The sequence below is a fragment of the Solwaraspora sp. WMMA2056 genome (assembly GCF_030345095.1).
Taxonomy (GTDB): domain Bacteria; phylum Actinomycetota; class Actinomycetes; order Mycobacteriales; family Micromonosporaceae; genus Micromonospora_E.
Window position 1 is genome coordinate 751,017 of sequence record NZ_CP128360.1, and the last position, 16,631, is coordinate 767,647.

Here is a 16,631-nt window from a genome sequence, read left to right on the forward strand (position 1 = left end):
TCAGGCGGTGGAGTCGGGATCAGGCGGGGGTGGGGCGTCCTCCTTGGCGACGGGCGCGCTCCCGGCCCAGAATCCACAGGGCCTCCACCCCGTCCTTCCAGGTGATCTTCTTGCCTTCCTCGCGACCACGCGCCCGGTAGGAGATCGGCACCTCGTACGGGCGGATCCGCTGGCGCAGCAGTTTGCCGGTCACCTCGGCCTCCATGCCGAACCCGCGCGACTTGACGTCCAGCGAACGGTACAGCGACAGCGGCAGCAGCTTGAAGCAGGTCTCCAGGTCACCGATGTAGGAGTTGAACAGCACGTTCGCCGCCGTGGTGACCGCCTTGTTGCCCATCACGTACCAGAAGCTGTAGGCGCTGTGGCTGCCAAACGTGCGATTGCCGTAGACCACGGTGGCCCGCCCATCGAGCACCGGCTCCAGCAGCTTCGGAATGTCCTGCGGGTCGTACTCCAGATCCGCGTCGAGGATCACCATGTAGTCGCCCTCGGCCGCCTCGACCGCCGTACGGATCGCCGCGCCCTTGCCGGCGTTGCGCGGGTGGGTGATCACCCGCAACCGGGCGTCGTCGACCCGCCCCAGGATCTCGCCCGTGCCGTCCCGGCTGCCGTCGTCGACGACGACAAGCTCGATCTCACACGGGTAGTCCACGGCGAGCGCCTGCTTGAGGGCGTTCCCGACGCGTTCTTCCTCGTTGTAGACCGGCATGAGGATCGAGAGCTTCACCATGGTCTCCGAACGCAAATGATGGCAGTCGCCCTAGACTAACCTGGCCAGCACTGGATCACCCGCCCCACCGACACCTGGTGTGTCCACCTCCCCGAACCGGGCGCACTCAAGGTCAGATTCGCCGTACGATCCATGGCCGACGCGGGTGCGGACGGTTTCCGTACGCCCGATGGTGTTTACTTCCGCCATGCCAGCCGGGTGGATGACCGCTTTGCTCGCGCCGCCACTGCTGTTCCTCCTCGCGACCTACCTCATGCGCCCCGGTCCGGAGTCCGCGAGCCGGCTTCCGGCGGCCGGGCGGCGGACGATCGTGCTGGCCGCGCTGCTCACCGGTACGTTCGCGGAGCTCACGGTCGAGCTGTGGGGTGTCGTCGGCGGGCTCACCGCACCGGTGATCGGGCTGACCTGGCTGGCCGCGCTGGTGGTGCTCGGCGTCGCCGCCGCGCTGCGGTGGCGACGGGACGGCCGCCCGGCACTCCGTACGCCCGCTGCCCGTCCGTGGGTCCGGCTGCGACAGATCTGGGGTACGCGACCCGCGCCGAGCGGCTGTTGGCCGTCGCTGTCGGCGGATGCTCGGTGTCGAGCTGGTCGTCGCGCTGCTCGCCGAACCGAACAATGTGGACTCGCAGACCTACCACCTGCCGAAGGTGGAGCACTGGGTGGCCCAGGGTGACCTGCAGCTCTGGGCGACGGCGATCCACCGCCAGGTGACGATCCCGCCGGGTGCCGAGTATCTGCTGCTGCACCTGCGGCTGCTGACCGGTGGTGACGCGCTGTACAACCTGGTGCAGTGGTTGGCCGGGGTCGGCTGTCTGCTGATCGTGACCCGGATCGTCGCCCAGTTCGGCGGCGGCCGGCGGGCGCAGCTGATCGCCGCCTTCGTCGCCGGCACCACCCCGATGGTGGTACTGCAGGCCACCAGCACCCAGACCGACCTGGTGGCGGCGGCCTGGACGGGCTGCGTCGCGACGCTCGCGCTGGACGGCCTGCGCCGACAGGCGAGCATCGGTACGGTCCTGGCGCTCGGTGCCGCGACCGGGTTGACGGCGTTGACGAAGACCAGCGGCCTGCTCGGTGCCGGCCCGCTGCTCGTGCTCTGGGGCCTGGCTCAGCTGCGGCTGGCCGGCTGGCTGCGCCGGCCCGGCGCGGTGCTGCGGACCGGGGCGGCGTCGCTGGCGATCCTGGCGGTCGCCGGGGTCGTCGTCGGTCCGTTCCTCGCCCGGATCACCGACGAGTTCGGTCACCCGCTCGGTCCGCCCCGGCTGCGCGAGTCGATCCCGATGCAGCGGCACGACCCGGCGGCGGTGTTCGTCAACCGGCTGCGGGTAGGGCACACCGCGTTGGACACGCCGTTGGCGCCGCTGCGGGCCGGTACGGCGGCGGCGATCGTGGCGGTCGCCGAGGCGATCGGGGTGGACCCGCAGGATCCGGAGATCACCTTCCACCGGACCGAGTTCCCGGTGCCCGCCTGGTACCCGGACGAGGACCGGGTCGCGTTCCCGCTCGCCGGTGGCCTGGCGCTGGTCGCCGGGGTGCTCGCGCTGGCCCGGCCCCGGCTGGTGGCCCCGGCCGCGCCGGGCGCGGTCCGGGCGTACGCCGCCGCCGTCGGGGCGGCGCTGCTGCTCTACTTCGCGATGATCAAGTGGCAGCCGTGGGGGAACCGGCTGTTGCTGTTCTGTGTGATCCTGGCTGTCCCGCTGGTCGGGCTCTGGCTGGATGCCCTGTTCCGGCGCCGGGCCGACGGCGGGCCGGACGGAAGCCGGCCCGGTGACTCGGGTGGGCGACGGTCGGTGGCGACGGTCGCCGCCGTGGCCGTGCTGGCCACGGCCGCGCTGTCCGGTGTGCTGGCGGTGTCGTACGGCTTTCCGCGTCGGCTCGTCGGGGCCGGCTCGGTGTTCACCACCGATCCGTGGGACACCCGGTTCCTGCGTCGGCCGCACTGGGCGGCGGACTTCCGGTGGGCGGCCGAGGAGGTACGTCGTGCCGACGCCCACCGGATCGGCCTGGTGCAGCAGAACGTCACCTGGGAGTACCCGCTGTGGCTGGTGCTGCCCGAGCACGACATCGTGTCGCTGCAGTCGGTGCTGCCGAACCGGCCGCCGGCCGATCCGGCGTCGGTCGACGCCATCGTCTGCCTCGGTGAGCGCGACGACTGTACGGAGTTGGTGCCGGACGGTTGGGCGGTGCGCTACCAGGGCTATGTCGGCGTCGCCACTCCCCCTTCCTGATCGACGGCGCGACAGCCGAACCTGTACGGCTCGGTACCGGAGCCGGCGCGCCGGGCGGCGGCACGGCGGCACGGCGGCTCGGCACCGCCGGGCACGACGGCGGACGACGTGCACCGGCGGTGACGACGGACGGTAGGGTCGCTCCATGGGCGACAAGGATGATCTGCCGGCACCGAGGCGGCGTCGGCCACCGATCTGCCCGAAATGCCTCGGAGCAGGGAAGGCTTTCACCTTTGCCCTGATCGGCGGCCGTACCCGGGAGGTCTGGCTGAAGTGCTCGACCTGCTCCGGTTCGATCCAGTCGCCGGTCGCCGGGCCGTGAACCGCGTCGGACGCGCGTCGGGCGGTGGCAGGCAGCGCGGCGACAGTCGTCGGGCTGACGGCGGCAGCCGGGCGCGGGTCAGGCGGCGGCGGTACTGCGGGCGTCCAGCGGACGGGCCAGGAACGCGTAGCTGAACAGCGCTTCGATGTGGCTGGCCCGACCCGGGTCGGGGACCTTGATCAGGAATCGTTCCCGGATGCCGTCGATGGCGGTGACCGCGAGTTCGACGATCCCGGCACGCGGGTCGGTGGTCCAGGTGACGTGGTCCAGGTGACGTAACTCGCTGTTGAGGTGCAGCCGCAGGCGGCGCCACAGGATCGTCTCCTGGGTGACCACCAGCCGTCGGCGGGTCAGTAGGAGCAGGTAGTCACCCTGCATCGGCTGGTCGGGGCGTTGGCACCGGGCGACGAGAACGGTGCGTTCGTTGGGGGAGACACAGCGCCGGAGCACCGGCATGTGTCGGCTGGTCGTGGATATCGGTACGGCGGTCTCCGCCGCCGCGGGCAGGAACGTACGGGAGAAGACGTCCATGTCGTGTTAACGACATGTCAACCTGTGATGACTCGGGGTAATGGCGAAATTTCAGCTACAGAATTTCCACGATGGTGGCGTTGGCCATCCCGCCGCCCTCGCACATCGTCTGCAGGCCGTACTGCACACCGGTCGACCGCATGTGGTGCAGCATCGTCGTCATGATCCGGGCCCCGCTGGCGCCGAGCGGATGACCGAGGGCGATCGCGCCACCGCGTGGGTTGAGCCGCGCCGGGTCCGCCCCGGTCTCGGCCAGCCAGGCCAACGGCACCGGCGCGAACGCCTCGTTCACCTCGTACACCCCGACCTCGGCCAGGCTCAGGCCGCTGCGACGCAGCGCCCGTTCGGTGGCCGGGATCGGCGCGGTCAGCATCATCACCGGGTCGTCGCCGACCACCACCGCCGTGTGCACCCGGGCCAACGGCCGTACGCCGTGCTCCCGCGCCCACTGCGAGGTGGTCACCGCGAGCGCCGCCGCGCCGTCGGAGATCTGCGACGCCGACCCGGCGGTCACCACCCCGTCGGCCCGGAACGGGGTCGCCAGTTCGCCGAGCTTGGCGAGCGAGGTGTCCCGCCGGATGCCCTCGTCGGCGCCGACCTTGTCGGCGCCGGTCAGGTCGGCACCGGCCTTGTCGGAGCCGGCCGCGCCAGAGCTGGCGACCGGCACCGGCGCGATCTCCGCGTCGAACTCACCGGCGTCCTGCGCCGCCGCCGCCCGCTGATGGCTGGCCAGGGCGAACTCGTCCAGCGCGGTACGGGACAGCCCCCACCGGGCCGCGATCAGCTCGGCGCTGACGCCCTGGTTGAACGGCACCGGCTCGTCGGGGGTGACGCCGTCGACGCCACGGTAGCGGTCCCGTACCTGGTCACCGAAGGGCCGTCCGGTGCCGGTGCTGGCACCCATCGGGACCCGGGTCATCGACTCGACCCCGCCGGCCACGACCAGATCGGCCTGGCCGGAGATCACCGCTCCCGCCGCGAAGTGCAGGGCCTGCTGACTCGACCCGCACTGCCGGTCGACCGTGGTGGCGGGCACCGACTCCGGCCAGCCTGCGGCGAGTACGGCGCTGCGGGCGATGTTCCAGCTCTGGTCGCCGACCTGGAAGACGCAGCCCCAGACGACGTCGTCGACGTCGCCCGGGTCGATGCCGGTCCGCTCGACGAGCGCGCGCAGCACGTGGCTGGACAACTCCACCGGATGCACCGACGCCAGCGCACCCTTGCGCCGCCCGACCGGTGTCCGGACCGCCCCGACGATGACCGCGTCCCTCATGCCTACTCCCCGGTAACTTGGTTGCGGCAATGGTACGCCGTGCTCCGTACCGCTGGCATCCTTGACCGGTGCGCGACGACGACACCGACGACCACGCCGACCACGACGGGCCGGTGGATCGTCCCGACCACGACGGGCCGGTGGATCGTCCCGACCCCGACGGGCCGGTGGGCGGTCCGGACCCGGCGCTGCCGCCGGCGACGAGCTGGCGGGTCCCGGCGAAGGTGCCGGTAGCGAAGGTCGTGGCGGCCGCGCTGGTCGCCGCGGTCGGGTTGCTGTTCGCCGACGGCGACCCGATCCGGTCGGCCCTCGGCCTGGTGGCCGCCGCCGGGCTCACCGGCTGGGCGGTGCGCGACCTGCTGGTGCCGGTACGGCTGACCGCCGGCCCGCAGGGCGTCGAGGTGGTCACCGGACTCGCCGGTCGACGCGCCATCGACTGGCAGCGGGTCGAGTCGATCACCGTGGACCGGCGCGGGCACCGGGGTGTCCGTACCGCACTGCTGGAGATCGACGCCGGCGATTCGCTGCATCTGCTCGGTGGCACCGACCTCGGCGCGGACCCGGCCGATGTGGCGGCCGCCCTGACGACGTGGTGGCATGCCCACGGCGGCCGCCAGCCGTGATCAGCCCGCGTGGGCGAGCGCTATCCGGGCCACCGTGAGCAGGATCAGGAAGAGCAGCACCGCGCCGCAGCCGACCGCCTGCACCACGGTCCGGTTGGTCCGTGGGGCGTAGGCCAGGATCGTGCCGATCAGCGCCCCGGTGATCAGCCCGCCGATGTGCCCGGCGATCGACAGGCTGGACACGGTGAAGGTGAGGATCAGGTTGATCACCAGGATGCCGACGACCGCGGAGGTGTCCCGCTTCAGCCGGCGCAGCACGATGAAGAAGGCGGCGAACAGGCCGAAGACGGCGGTCGACGCGCCGGCCGACAGCGAGTTGGGCGAGATCAGGTACGCCGCCACGTTGCCGCCGAGCCCGGCGATCAGGTAGAGCGCCACGAAGCGGGCCGGCCCGAGCACGGCCTCAAGGTTGCGGCCGAGCACCCACAGCGCCCACATGTTGAACAGCAGGTGCAGCAGGCCGTAGTGGATGAACATCGCGGTGATCAGCCGGTACACGCCGCCGTTGTCGATGCCGACGAAGACGTCGCCGTACATCGGCAGGGCCCCGCCCAGGACGGTGCCGTTGGCCCGGACCGTCACGTCCGGGCCGATCACGCCACCGAAGCCGTGCAGCCACCCGGCGGCGGAGAACAGCCCGGCACCCAGCAGCGAGCCGCCACCGGAGACCACCAGGCCGATCACCGCCGCGAGTGCGTTGAGGCCGATCAGGACCTTGGTGACGGTGCCCTGCTGGCCGGCGACGCTGCCACCGAAGGCGGTACGCGCGGACCGCTGCGTCCGCCGCCCTTCGGCGACGCACTCCGGGCACTGGTGCCCGACCGCGGCTTCCTGCATGCAGTCCGGGCAGATCGGCCGCTCGCACCGGGAGCACCGGACCCAGGTCTCCCGGGAGGTGTGCCGGTAGCAGACCGGCACGGTCTGGGCCGGATCACTCATCTCGCCACCTCGCTGCGCCGACGTCGGCCGTCGGAGTCCCGGTGCGTCTCCATGAGCGCCAAGGTTACCTGCCGGGCCACCGACCCGCCGCCGCCATGATCAACTGGACGGTCGGGCGGCGACGGGCGGTCGGCCCGGAGCAGATGCGCCGAACTAATGATCAGCGCCGACCGGTCAGCCCGGTCTCGACAGGTCGGCCCGGTCTCGACAGGTCAGCCGACCCGTTCGATCTCCACCCGGTTGATCACGACGTCGCTGAGCGGACGGTCCGCCGGGTTCGTCGCGGTGGTGGCGATCGAGTCGACGACCTTCACCGAGTCCTGGTCCGCGACCTGACCGAAGATGGTGTGCCGGTTGTTCAGGTGCGGCGTCGGGCTGACGGTGATGAAGAACTGCGAACCGTTGGTGCCCGGCCCGGCGTTCGCCATCGCCAACAGGTACGGCCGGTCGAACCGCAGCTCCGGGTGGAACTCGTCGGCGAAGGTGTAGCCCGGTCCGCCCCGGCCGGTGCCGGTCGGGTCGCCCATCTGGACCATGAACCCGCTGATCACGCGGTGCGAGATGGTGCCGTCGTAGTACGGACCGCTACCCGGCTGACCGGTACGCGGGTCCGTGTACTCACGGGTGCCCTCGGCGAGTTCGACGAAGTTACGGACCGTCTTCGGTGCGTGGTTGGCGAACAGCTCCAACCGGATCGGTCCGTGATTGGTGTGCAAGGTGGCGTAGACAGCCTCAGCCACGGGTACTCCTCAGTTGTTGGTCAGTTCCATGCGAATCCTCCCATGTGCCCGATCCGGCTACACGGAGGCACCCGAAGGTGGAGGATGACGGCGTAACGACAGCACAGGAGGTAGGCAGCGGTGTTGAGGATCTCCAGGCGTGCCAGGCGGCGGGACCTCGTCCGAGCAGAGCTCGGCGAGAGCCTCGATCATTTCATGCAGGCGGCGACGCATGCGGCCGGGGGCGTCGGTGCCACCGTCGGCCCACGGATCCACGCCGCCCGGACAGCGGTCGGGCCGACCGCCGACCGGATGCGCGACTCGGCATCGCAGGGCATGACCCGGACCATGGCCACGCTGGCGCCACTGGCGGTGGCCGCCGCAGACGGTGCCCGGCAGGCCGGCCGGGCGACCAGGAAGGCGAAGGCGACGAACATGTTGGCAGCGAGAAAATCCGGGATGCGGGCGATGGCGGCCGCCAAGTCCACCGGACGCACCAAGGCCGTGAAGGCCAAGGCGATGAAGACCCGCGCGAAGAACTCGCGGTTCACTCCCGGTGGCGGCAAGGACGCCGGCCGCCGTCGGTGGCCGATGATCGTCGGCCTGCTGGCGGCCGCCGGCGCGCTCGGCACGATGGCGGTACGCCGTCGACGCGCCGCCCAGTGGGAGGAGTACGACCCAGGTCAGGCGCTGGACTCGATGCGTGCCGCTTCGAACGCCACCAACGCCTCGGCCGTCCCCGGCCCGGTGCCCGGCACCAACTGAGCTCGGCACCGACCGCGGGCCGGCAGCGGACCAGCTGGTCCGCTGCCGGCCCGCGGTCGTGTCACGGCCCGCGCCGAGCCGGGGCGCGCCGGCCGCCGTCAGAGCCAGCCGTTACGCCGGAACGACCGGTACAGCACCAGGGAGATGCTCAGCATCAACGCGAGCACGACCGGGTAGCCGAATTCCCAGTCCGTCTCCGGCATGAACTCGAAGTTCATGCCGTAGATCCCGGCCAGCGCGGTCCACACCGCCGCGATACCGGCCCAGGCCGCGATCTTGCGCATGTCGTTGTTCTGCGCCACGGTCACCTGCGCCAACCGGGCCTGCAGGATCGAGTTCAGCAGGTCGTCGTACGCGTTGACCTGCTCGACGACCCGGCTGAGATGGTCCTGCACGTCGCGGAAGTAGCGGCGGACCTCCGCCGGCACCTCCTCGTTGATCTCGGCCGTCAACGTCATCATCGGCCGCTGCAACGGGGCCACCGTGCGCTTGAACTCGACCAGCTCGCGCTTCAACTGGTAGATCTCGTGCACCTTGTCGCTGGCCTCCGGCGAGAACACGTCGGCCTCGACGGTCTCCAGGTCGGTCTCGATCCGGTCGACGACCTCCAGGTAGAGGTCCACCACCCGGTCGGTGACCGCGTACGCCACCGCCCACGGCCCCTGCGTCATCAGTTCCCGGTTGCGCTCCAGATCGGCCCGCACCGGCGACAGACGGCAGGCGTCGCCGTGCCGCACGCTGATCACGAACCCCCGCCCGATGAAGAGCATCACCTGGCCGGTCTCGACCACTTCCGAGTCGCCGGTCAGTTTCTCGTGGTCGACGTACCGGGCGGTCCGCAGCACCAGGAAGTTGACCTCGCCGAACTGCTCCAGTTTCGGCCGCTGCTCGGCCTTGACCGCGTCCTCCACCGCCAGCTCGTGCAGCCCGTACGTGTCGGCGATGCCGGCCATCTCCGCCAGGCTCGGCTCGTGCAGCCCCAGCCAGACGAAGGCGTTCGTCTCCTGCCGGGCGGTCGCCAACGCCTCGGGATGCTGCCACGACCCGGGCTGGCGGACCCCGTCGATGTAGAGCGCACAGTCGACGATTCCGCTGCGTTCCGGTAGCGGCGCCGGCTCCGGGTCCGGCCCGGTCTCGGTGGAGTGCAGCATCCGGCTGACCGCCCGTACCGGGGCCGTCCAGGCCCGCGACAGGGCCCGGCTGCTGCCGCCGTCCGGCCATTTCGGCTGCCCGCCAGCGGAGTCCGCCATCAGCCCGCCTCCCTCCCGGTGCCCGCACGGCAGCCGTCCTGAGAAACAGGAAACCACCACACGACACGCCCCCGGTGCCCTTCGCGGGCACCGGGGGCGTGATCCGAAAACTCGTGAAGTTACGCCCCGCGTACCTCGTCGACCGCTTCGGCCAGCCGGCGGACGCCCTCGTCGATCTGGTCGACCGTCACCGCCGAGTAGGCCAGTCGCAGCGCGTGGTCACCGCCGGACAGCAGGAAGTCGCTGCCCTTGACCACGGCCACGCCGCGCTGCGCCGCCGCCGGCACCAACGCGTCGACCGCCACGTCGTCGGGCAACTCGACCCAGAGGAAGTAGCCGCCGTCCGGCTCGGTGAACCGTACCCCTGGGATGTGCTTGCGCAGCGACTCGCCCAGCACCCGGGCCCGCTCGGACAGCGCGGTACGCACGGTGGCGATCGACCGGTCCAGGTCGCCGGAGACGCAGAACTGGTGCACGATCGCCTGCGCCACCATGCCCGGCGAGATGTAGAGGTTGGTGGCCCGCCCGGCGATCGTCTTGATCAGCCCGGCGTCGCCGACCAGGTAGCCGACCCGGACCCCCGGGCAGACGGTCTTGGTGAAACTGGAGGCGTGCACCACCACACCGTCGGTGTCCAGGGCGAGCATCGACGGCAGCGCCTCGCCCCGGAACCGGATGTCGGCGTACGGGTCGTCCTCGAAGATGGTGAAGCCGAACTCCACCGCGAGCTCCAGCAGCGCCCGCCGCTTCGCCGCCGACAGGGTCACCCCGGCCGGGTTCTGGTAGTTCGGGATGATGTGCGCCAGCTTCGGCCGGACCCCGGACTCCAGCAGTTTGCGCAGCTCGTCGGTGTCCAGCCCGTCCGACTCGATCGTCACCGGGTGCACCTGCGCACCGAGCTGACGAAGGTTGAGCAGTGTCCGGTCGTACGTCGGCCGTTCGACCACCACCGCGTCACCCGGCTGCACCAGGTGGTCGAAGAGGAACGCGTCGGCCTGCAGGGAACCGTTGGTGACCAGCACCTGCTCCGGCTCGACCCCGTGTTTGTCGGCGATCCAGCGGCGCAGCGGAAGGTAACCGACGGAGGTGCCGTACGCGGTCACCCCGGCCGGATCGGCGTCGAAGGCCCGCCCGGCGGCGGCCTTCAGCCCGTCGATGTCGACGATGTCCAGCGAGGGCGCCCCACGGGCGAAGGAGATCAGCTGCTCGGCGCTCATGGCTGCCAGCGTACGACGCGATCAGCCGATCGCCTCCGGCTGGTGTGGCAGGACACTCACCGGCGCCACCGGGGCAGCGGCCGGACCGGCGGTCCGATCGGCGGCCGGACCCGCGACCGGACCTGCGGTCCAGACCTTGAGCAGGTCCCGGACCGACACCACGCCGACGACCTCGCCGCCGGCCAGCACCACCAGGTGCCGGAAACCGCCCCGGACCATCGCCTGCGCCGCCTCGGTCAGCGTCGTGTCCGGCCCGGCGTAGACCACGTCCCAGGTCAGGTGGGCCCGGGTGCGTTCGACGTCGGGATCGAGCCCGGCACCGATGGCGTACAGCACGTCGCGCTCGGTCAGGATGCCGATTCCCTGCGAGTCGGGATCGGCGACCACCACCGATCCGATCCGCCGGGCGGCCATCATCTGCGCGGCCTGCCGCAAGGTGTGATCGGGACCAACCATCAAGATCCGGCGGGACATGACATCTTCGACACGCATCACGCATCACCTCCCGGAAAGGCACGGTACGGACATCGTGGCCTGCTCCTGGGCGGTCCACAAGAGCCTGAACGAACCGATGCGCCAGGTGGTACGCGGCTCGTCCTGGTTCTTCCCGGGGGCGGATCGCTACTGTCACAGACGTGTCCGCCCCACCCCCTGAGCGGGACGCACCCGGCCAGCCGCTGCGGTGCGCCGCAGCGCTGATCGTCGACGACGACGGCCGGATCTTCTTCCAGCGCCGGTCGCCGTACCGGCGGCTCTTCCCCGACACCTGGGACATAGTCGGCGGGCACGTCGAACCGGGCGAAACCCTACTCGAAACCCTGTACCGTGAGGTACAGGAAGAAACCGGGTGGCAGGTCGCCCGGGTCCTGGCCGAGGTCGGCGAGTACCGCTACGTCGGCGACGACGGCATCGCCCGGGTCGAGGTCGACTACCTGGTACGGGTCGACGGCGACCTGGCCCACCCCGTCCTCGAGCCCGGCAAGCACACCGAGTTCCGCTGGCTGCGCGCCGACGAACTCGACGTCCTCGACGAGTCGGCCGACGTCAACGACGGTCTGATCCGCCGGATAGCCGACAACGGCTTCACCGTCCTGCGCGCCCTGGGCCTGTGAGCAGCGCCGACCAACTGTGGCTGCCCGGTCACCGGTGCGCCGCGCTCACCGCGCCCGCTGTGGACCGGGTCTACCGCGCGGCGATGACCGCCGCCGCCAGCGCCGGCACCGAACTGCAGCAACGGTACGGCGGACCGGCCGCCGTCGGGTTCCTCGTCGATCTGCGTACCCGGCTCGCCGCCCCCGGCGGACTGGTCGCCGCCACCGGCTTCACCGCCGTCACCCGCTACCACGACCCGGCGAGCTGCCAGCGGGTCCTCGACAAGCAGGTCGCCTACGGCATGGTGGTACGCCACCCGGACGGCGCGCTGCGGGCCACCGAACGCGGCGGAGCCTTCCTGACCGACCTGTACGCGCTGCACGCCGAGGTCACCGCGACGATCTGGGGCAGCGAACACGCTGGCCGGCTGGTGCGGCTCGTCGACCTCACCGGCCGGCTGCTGGCCGCCGCGCTTTCCGGCACCGACCCCGCCCCGGGCCCGGACCAGCCGGACCAGCCGTCGGCGGCCGACGGCCAGGACGCCTTCGGTGCCGTCGCCCCACCGTACGAGCCGGAAGGCACCCCGGCCGGGGTGCTGCTGCTGAACCGGCTCTGCGCGCTGCGCTACCACCGGGCCGACGCGCACGCCGCCGCGTGGACCGCCGCCGGGCACACCGCCCGCAGCATCATCGACCTGCCGCCCGGACCGGCCCGGCTCGCCATCGAGCAGGAGACCGACCGGCGCGCGGCCGGGCCGTACCAGGCGCTGGACCCGGACCAGCGGGTGACCCTGCTCGCCGACCTCGCCGCGCTCCCCGGCTGAGCCGCTATCCTCCACCGATACCTCGTACCCATACCCCTCACCAGGAGGACCGCCTGATGATCGGTCTCGTGCTCGCCGCCGGAGCGGGCCGGCGACTACGCCCGTACACCGACACCCTGCCGAAGGCACTGGTGCCGGTCGACGGGGAGACCACGATCCTGGACATCGGGCTGCGTAACCTCGCCGCCGCCGGGCTCACCGACGTGGTCGTGGTGGTCGGCTACGCCGCCGAGGCCGTCCGTGCCCGGCAGGCCGACCTGCAGGCCCGCCACGGCGTGGCGCTGACCCTGGTGCACAACGACCGGGCCGAGGAGTGGAACAACGCGTACTCGCTGTGGCTGGCCCGCGAGCACTTCGCCGCCGGCGCCCTGCTGGTCAACGGCGACACCGTGCACCCGGCCAGCGTCGAGCAGACCCTGCTGACCGGGCGGGGGCCGAGCATCCTGCTCGCCGTCGACGACGTGAAGAAGCTCGCCGACGAGGAAATGAAGGTCGTCTTCGACGACGCCGGGCAGCTGACCCGGATCACCAAGCTGATGGACCCGGCGCAGGCCCACGGCGAGTACATCGGCGCCACCCTGATCGAGTCCTCGGCCGCCGCCGGGCTCGCCGAGGCGTTGGAGGCGACCTGGCGGCGGGATCCGAACCTCTACTACGAGGACGGCTACCAGGAGTACGCCGACCGTGGCGGCGAGGTGCGCGGCGCGCCGATCGGCGACGTCGCCTGGGTCGAGGTGGACAACCACGACGACCTGACCAGGGCCCGGGACATCGCATGCCACTACTAGCCCGTACCGTCCACACCCCGCTGGCCATCGACGTCCGCCGGGGCGCGGTCGCCGGCCTGGGCGCGCTGCTGGCCGACCGGCGGATCTCCGGCGGCGGCGAGGTCGCCGTGGTCGTCGGCCCCGGCCAGGGGGAACGGATCGCCGAACTGATCGCCCCCGGGCTCGGCCGCGCCGACGTGTTCACCGTCACCGGCGGCACCCTGCAGGCCGCCCACGAGCTCGGCGAGAAACTGCGGCAACGCTCCTACGACGCGGTCGTCGGCATCGGCGGCGGCAAGACCATCGACACCGCCAAGTACGCCGCCTCCCGGTACGCCATCCCGATGGTGAGCGTGGCGACCAGCCTGGCCAACGACGGGATCGCCTCCCCGGTGGCGTCGCTGGACCACGACGGCGGGCGGGGCTCGTACGGCGTACACATTCCGCTGGCGATCGTCGTCGACCTGGACTTCGTCGAGAACGGCCCGGACCGGCAGACCCTGGCCGGTATCGGCGACGCGTTGAGCAACATCAGTGCGGTCGCCGACTGGGAGCTGGCGCACGCCGCCCGCGACGAACCGATCGACGGTCTCGCCGTCACGCTGGCCCGCACCGGTGCCGAGGCGCTGCTCAACCACCCGGGCGGCCTCGGCGACGACGCGTTCCTGACCACCCTCGCCGAGGCGCTGATCCTGGGCGGCATCGCGATGGCGGTGTGCGGGTCGAGCCGGCCGGCCAGCGGCGGCTGCCACGAGATCTCGCACGCCATCGACCTGCTGTACCCGGGCACCGGCTCGCACGGCGAGCAGGTCGGGCTCGGCGCGCTGTTCTGCACGTTCCTGCGCGGCGATCGGCTGCGGTTCGCCCAGTTGGCGGCGGCGCTGGACCGGCACGGCCTGCCGTTGCGCCCGGCCGATCTGGGACTGTCCGACGCCGACTTCGTCGCCGCCGTCGGGCACGCACCGCACACCCGACCGGACCGGTACACCATCCTGGAGCACCTGCACCTCGATGCGACCGCCGTCGAGGAGCGGCTGGCAGAATACCTCGGTGCCCTCAGCAGCTTCGCAAGGTGAACAGCTCGTAACTCCCCCGCTCCTGACAGATTTCTACCAGGCCAACAGGGGGGGTGGGCTGTTCAGCGAGGCGGTCAGTCAGCGGCTGGGCGCGGTGTTCGCGTACGCCGGCGCCCGGCTGCGGCTGGCCCCGACGGTGCTGACCGTGGCGAACCTGCTCCTCGGGCTGGCCGCGTCGGTCGCGGTGATCGCCTCCGCCGACGCGGTGGCCGCCGGGTCCGTGCCGGCCTGGCTGATCGGGCTGGTCGCGCTGGTCGGCTGGCAGATCGCGTACGCGTTGGACTGTGCCGACGGTCAGCTGGCCCGGGTGACCGGGCAGACCAGCCCGGCCGGCGCCCGGGTCGACGTACTCTGCGACGTGGCCGCCCAGATCGCGCTGGTCACCGCGTTGTCGACGGTCGCGGTGGCACAGGTCCCGGCGACCCCGGTGTGGCTGGTCGCGGCGTTCGCCGGCACCTGGATGGTGAACCTGGTGACCTCGGTGATGCAGGCCGGCCCGAACGCGGCCAGTATGGTCACCTCGACCTCGCTACCCGTACGCCTGGTGAAGCTGATCCGCGACTACGGCGCGGTGATTCTCGTCGCCGGGGTGGTGCTGACCGTCGCGCCGGCGCTGGCGGTCTGGGTGATCGCCGCGTTCACCGTGGTCAACGGCGGTTTCCTGCTGGCCAGCATCACCTTCTCCGCCCGCTCCGCCCTCCGCTGACGTCACCTGGCGAGTTCGACGAGGAAGCTCATGCCGCGCTCGGTGTGATCGGAAGCTCACGCTCCTGCACCGCCAACGCGGCGTACTCCAGTGCCGCCAGCACGTCAGCTGGCTCCAGGTACGGGTAGTCGTCGAGGACTTCCTCGACCGACCGGCCGGCGGCCAACTGTCCGAGCACGGCGGTGACGGTCAGCCGGGTGTCTCTGATGCACGGCAGTCCGCCCATCCGGGCGGGGTCGATCGTGATGCGTTTGGTGGCCCACTGGTACATCTTATGCCGGGACGTGCCGGTATGGCCCGAGCACGGCGGTGACGGCTTCCAGCGTGATCAGTTGATGAGGATGCGGGAGTACGTCGGCGTGTCGGCCGGCTTTCGGTCAACTGATCCTGGCGCTGACCGCGTCGTAGATGGCGAGGTGCTGCTTCATGACCACATCGGGGTGGAAGGTGGTCTCGTAGCGGGCGCGGGCGACGCCGGCCAGGGCGGCGGCGCCGTCGCGGGCGACCGGCAGGGCCGCGGCCAACGCGGCCGCCTCCGGCGGCACCACCCAGCCGGCGGCGGTGGCAGCCGTACCGGAGCCGTCCGCGCCGACCAGGTACGGGATGCCGCCCAGGGCGGTGCCGAGCACCGGCCGGCCGCTGGCCAACGCCTCGATCACCACGGTCGGCAGCACGTCGTGCCAGGTGGAGACGGCCAGCACCACGGCAGTGGCGCGCAGCGCGTCGCGTACCGCTGATCTGTCCAGCGGGCCGAGGAAGTCGATGTCGGCGCGGCCGCCGGCGGCGGTCTCGACCAGCGGGCGCAGTTCGCCGTCGCCGCCGATCCGCAGCGTGCCGAGCGACCCTTCTGGATGCCGCTGCCAGGCGTCGAGGAGCAGGCCGATGCCCTTCTCCGGGGTGAGCCGGCCGAGGAAGAGGAAGCCGTCGCCGAGCGGGGCGGGCGGGCCGGGGTCTTCGATGGCGTTCGGCTTGACCACGATCCGCTCGTCGGGGACGCCGTAGTCGCGCAGGTGCCCGGCGACCGCCGAGGTCAGCGCGATGAACCGGTCGACCGAGCGCCAGGTGGGCCGATGCAGGGCCAGGGTCGCGGCCATCACCGCGCTCTGCGCCCGCGAGCCCCGGTAGCAGCGGTGCACCACACCGGGCAGGCCGATCGCCCGGCCCCGGCAGTCGGTGCAGATGCGGCCGTCGCGGAAGTACAGCCCGGCCGAGCAGACCTGCCGGTAGTTGTGCACGGTGTGCACCACCGGCACCCGGTGCCGGTGCGCGGTACGGATCGCCCAGGGCGAGATCAACGGGTACGGGTTGTGCAGGTGCAGTACGTCCGGCCGGTGCTCGGCGAGCAGCCGGTCCAGGTCCCGTTGGGCGGCCGGGGCGTAGCTGGGCGAGATCGGCAGCAGTGCCTTGCCGGTCGCCGGCAGCGCCGGGATGTCGTCGGAGCTGCGCAGGAACGGGATCACCTCGACACCGGCGGCGGCGAGCTGGTCGATCTCGCTGTCGACGATGACGTTCTCCCCGGAGGGCTGGGCCTGCCGGTATCGGTTGTGCGCCACGACGACTCTCACCGGGT

General features: G+C 71.6%; 18 protein-coding genes and 1 pseudogene. 9 read left to right on the top strand and 10 right to left on the bottom strand.

Features of this window, described 5'->3' with window-relative positions; all coding sequences use genetic code 11:
- Nucleotides 1–19: 19 nt before the first annotated feature.
- On the bottom strand, nt 20–727 hold the full coding sequence (locus tag O7608_RS03465; RefSeq protein ID WP_289210762.1) for a glycosyltransferase family 2 protein: 708 nt from the start codon (nt 725–727) through the stop codon (nt 20–22).
- A 205-nt stretch (nt 728–932) separates the two neighbouring features.
- Here O7608_RS03465 and O7608_RS03470 point away from each other — a divergent pair, with 205 nt between their 5' ends.
- Together O7608_RS03470 and O7608_RS03475 are read left to right on the top strand one after the other, a co-directional pair.
- Entirely contained in the window at nt 933–1,403 is a 471-nt protein-coding gene (locus O7608_RS03470) for a hypothetical protein (RefSeq protein ID WP_289208614.1), read from the top strand.
- Nucleotides 1,300–2,958, top strand: a complete 1,659-nt coding sequence (locus tag O7608_RS03475; protein WP_289208615.1) for a glycosyltransferase family protein — start codon at nt 1,300–1,302, stop codon at nt 2,956–2,958. Before O7608_RS03470 ends, O7608_RS03475 begins: the two co-directional genes overlap by 104 nt.
- A gap of 400 nt (nt 2,959–3,358) precedes the next feature.
- Here the strand turns inward: O7608_RS03475 and O7608_RS03480 are convergent, their stop codons facing one another.
- Nucleotides 3,359–3,811 carry a hypothetical protein gene (locus tag O7608_RS03480; RefSeq protein WP_282224789.1) on the bottom strand — a complete coding sequence of 151 codons (453 nt, stop codon included), beginning with the start codon at nt 3,809–3,811 and terminating at the stop codon, nt 3,359–3,361.
- Nucleotides 3,812–3,866: 55 nt separating this feature from the next.
- Nucleotides 3,867–5,084, bottom strand: coding sequence for a thiolase family protein (locus tag O7608_RS03485; protein WP_289208616.1), 1,218 nt, complete (start codon nt 5,082–5,084; stop codon nt 3,867–3,869).
- 68 nt (nt 5,085–5,152) lie between these two features.
- Between O7608_RS03485 and O7608_RS03490 the strand changes: the two genes are divergently transcribed.
- Nucleotides 5,153–5,707 (top strand): PH domain-containing protein, encoded by a 555-nt coding sequence (locus O7608_RS03490; RefSeq protein WP_502959171.1) that lies wholly within the window; start codon nt 5,153–5,155, stop codon nt 5,705–5,707.
- Here O7608_RS03490 and O7608_RS03495 read toward each other — a convergent pair whose 3' ends face one another.
- A complete protein-coding gene (locus O7608_RS03495; protein ID WP_289208617.1) occupies nt 5,708–6,646 on the bottom strand; it encodes a rhomboid family intramembrane serine protease in 939 nt (312 codons plus the stop codon). It abuts the gene before it with no gap.
- A gap of 212 nt (nt 6,647–6,858) precedes the next feature.
- Entirely contained in the window at nt 6,859–7,386 is a 528-nt protein-coding gene (locus O7608_RS03500) for a peptidylprolyl isomerase (protein WP_282224786.1), read from the bottom strand.
- Nucleotides 7,387–7,581: 195 nt separating this feature from the next.
- On the opposite strand from O7608_RS03500, the gene O7608_RS03505 reads away from it, so the two are divergent.
- On the top strand, nt 7,582–8,130 hold the full coding sequence (locus O7608_RS03505; protein WP_289208618.1) for a hypothetical protein: 549 nt from the start codon (nt 7,582–7,584) through the stop codon (nt 8,128–8,130).
- Nucleotides 8,131–8,228: 98 nt separating this feature from the next.
- Here the strand turns inward: O7608_RS03505 and corA are convergent, their stop codons facing one another.
- The 3 genes and pseudogenes from corA to O7608_RS03520 form a co-directional block, all read right to left on the bottom strand.
- A complete protein-coding gene (gene corA, locus O7608_RS03510; RefSeq protein ID WP_421358322.1) occupies nt 8,229–9,380 on the bottom strand; it encodes a magnesium/cobalt transporter CorA in 1,152 nt (383 codons plus the stop codon).
- A 119-nt stretch (nt 9,381–9,499) separates the two neighbouring features.
- Nucleotides 9,500–10,597: an aminotransferase-like domain-containing protein gene (locus tag O7608_RS03515; protein WP_289208619.1), complete on the bottom strand. Its 1,098-nt coding sequence runs from the start codon at nt 10,595–10,597 to the stop codon at nt 9,500–9,502.
- A 129-nt stretch (nt 10,598–10,726) separates the two neighbouring features.
- Nucleotides 10,727–11,089, bottom strand: a pseudogene (locus tag O7608_RS03520) (CBS domain-containing protein); the annotation flags it as partial.
- 143 nt (nt 11,090–11,232) lie between these two features.
- On the opposite strand from O7608_RS03520, the gene O7608_RS03525 reads away from it, so the two are divergent.
- The 5 genes from O7608_RS03525 to O7608_RS03545 are packed head-to-tail and all read left to right on the top strand — an operon-like array spanning nt 11,233 to nt 15,061.
- Nucleotides 11,233–11,709 (top strand): NUDIX hydrolase, encoded by a 477-nt coding sequence (locus tag O7608_RS03525; protein ID WP_289208620.1) that lies wholly within the window; start codon nt 11,233–11,235, stop codon nt 11,707–11,709.
- Complete coding sequence (locus tag O7608_RS03530) at nt 11,706–12,512, top strand: hypothetical protein (protein WP_289208621.1); 807 nt, start codon at nt 11,706–11,708, stop codon at nt 12,510–12,512. Before O7608_RS03525 ends, O7608_RS03530 begins: the two co-directional genes overlap by 4 nt.
- 56 nt (nt 12,513–12,568) lie before the next feature.
- Nucleotides 12,569–13,300 carry a phosphocholine cytidylyltransferase family protein gene (locus O7608_RS03535; RefSeq protein WP_289208622.1) on the top strand — a complete coding sequence of 244 codons (732 nt, stop codon included), beginning with the start codon at nt 12,569–12,571 and terminating at the stop codon, nt 13,298–13,300.
- Complete coding sequence (locus O7608_RS03540; RefSeq protein WP_289208623.1) at nt 13,288–14,355, top strand: iron-containing alcohol dehydrogenase family protein; 1,068 nt, start codon at nt 13,288–13,290, stop codon at nt 14,353–14,355. The genes O7608_RS03535 and O7608_RS03540 overlap by 13 nt, the downstream gene beginning before the upstream one ends.
- Nucleotides 14,330–15,061, top strand: a complete 732-nt coding sequence (locus tag O7608_RS03545) for a CDP-alcohol phosphatidyltransferase family protein (protein ID WP_289208624.1) — start codon at nt 14,330–14,332, stop codon at nt 15,059–15,061. Before O7608_RS03540 ends, O7608_RS03545 begins: the two co-directional genes overlap by 26 nt.
- A 28-nt stretch (nt 15,062–15,089) precedes the next feature.
- Here the strand turns inward: O7608_RS03545 and O7608_RS03550 are convergent, their stop codons facing one another.
- Entirely contained in the window at nt 15,090–15,332 is a 243-nt protein-coding gene (locus O7608_RS03550) for a DUF433 domain-containing protein (RefSeq protein WP_289208625.1), read from the bottom strand.
- A 106-nt stretch (nt 15,333–15,438) separates the two neighbouring features.
- Nucleotides 15,439–16,626: a glycosyltransferase family 4 protein gene (locus O7608_RS03555; protein ID WP_289208626.1), complete on the bottom strand. Its 1,188-nt coding sequence runs from the start codon at nt 16,624–16,626 to the stop codon at nt 15,439–15,441.
- Nucleotides 16,627–16,631: the final 5 nt, after the last annotated feature.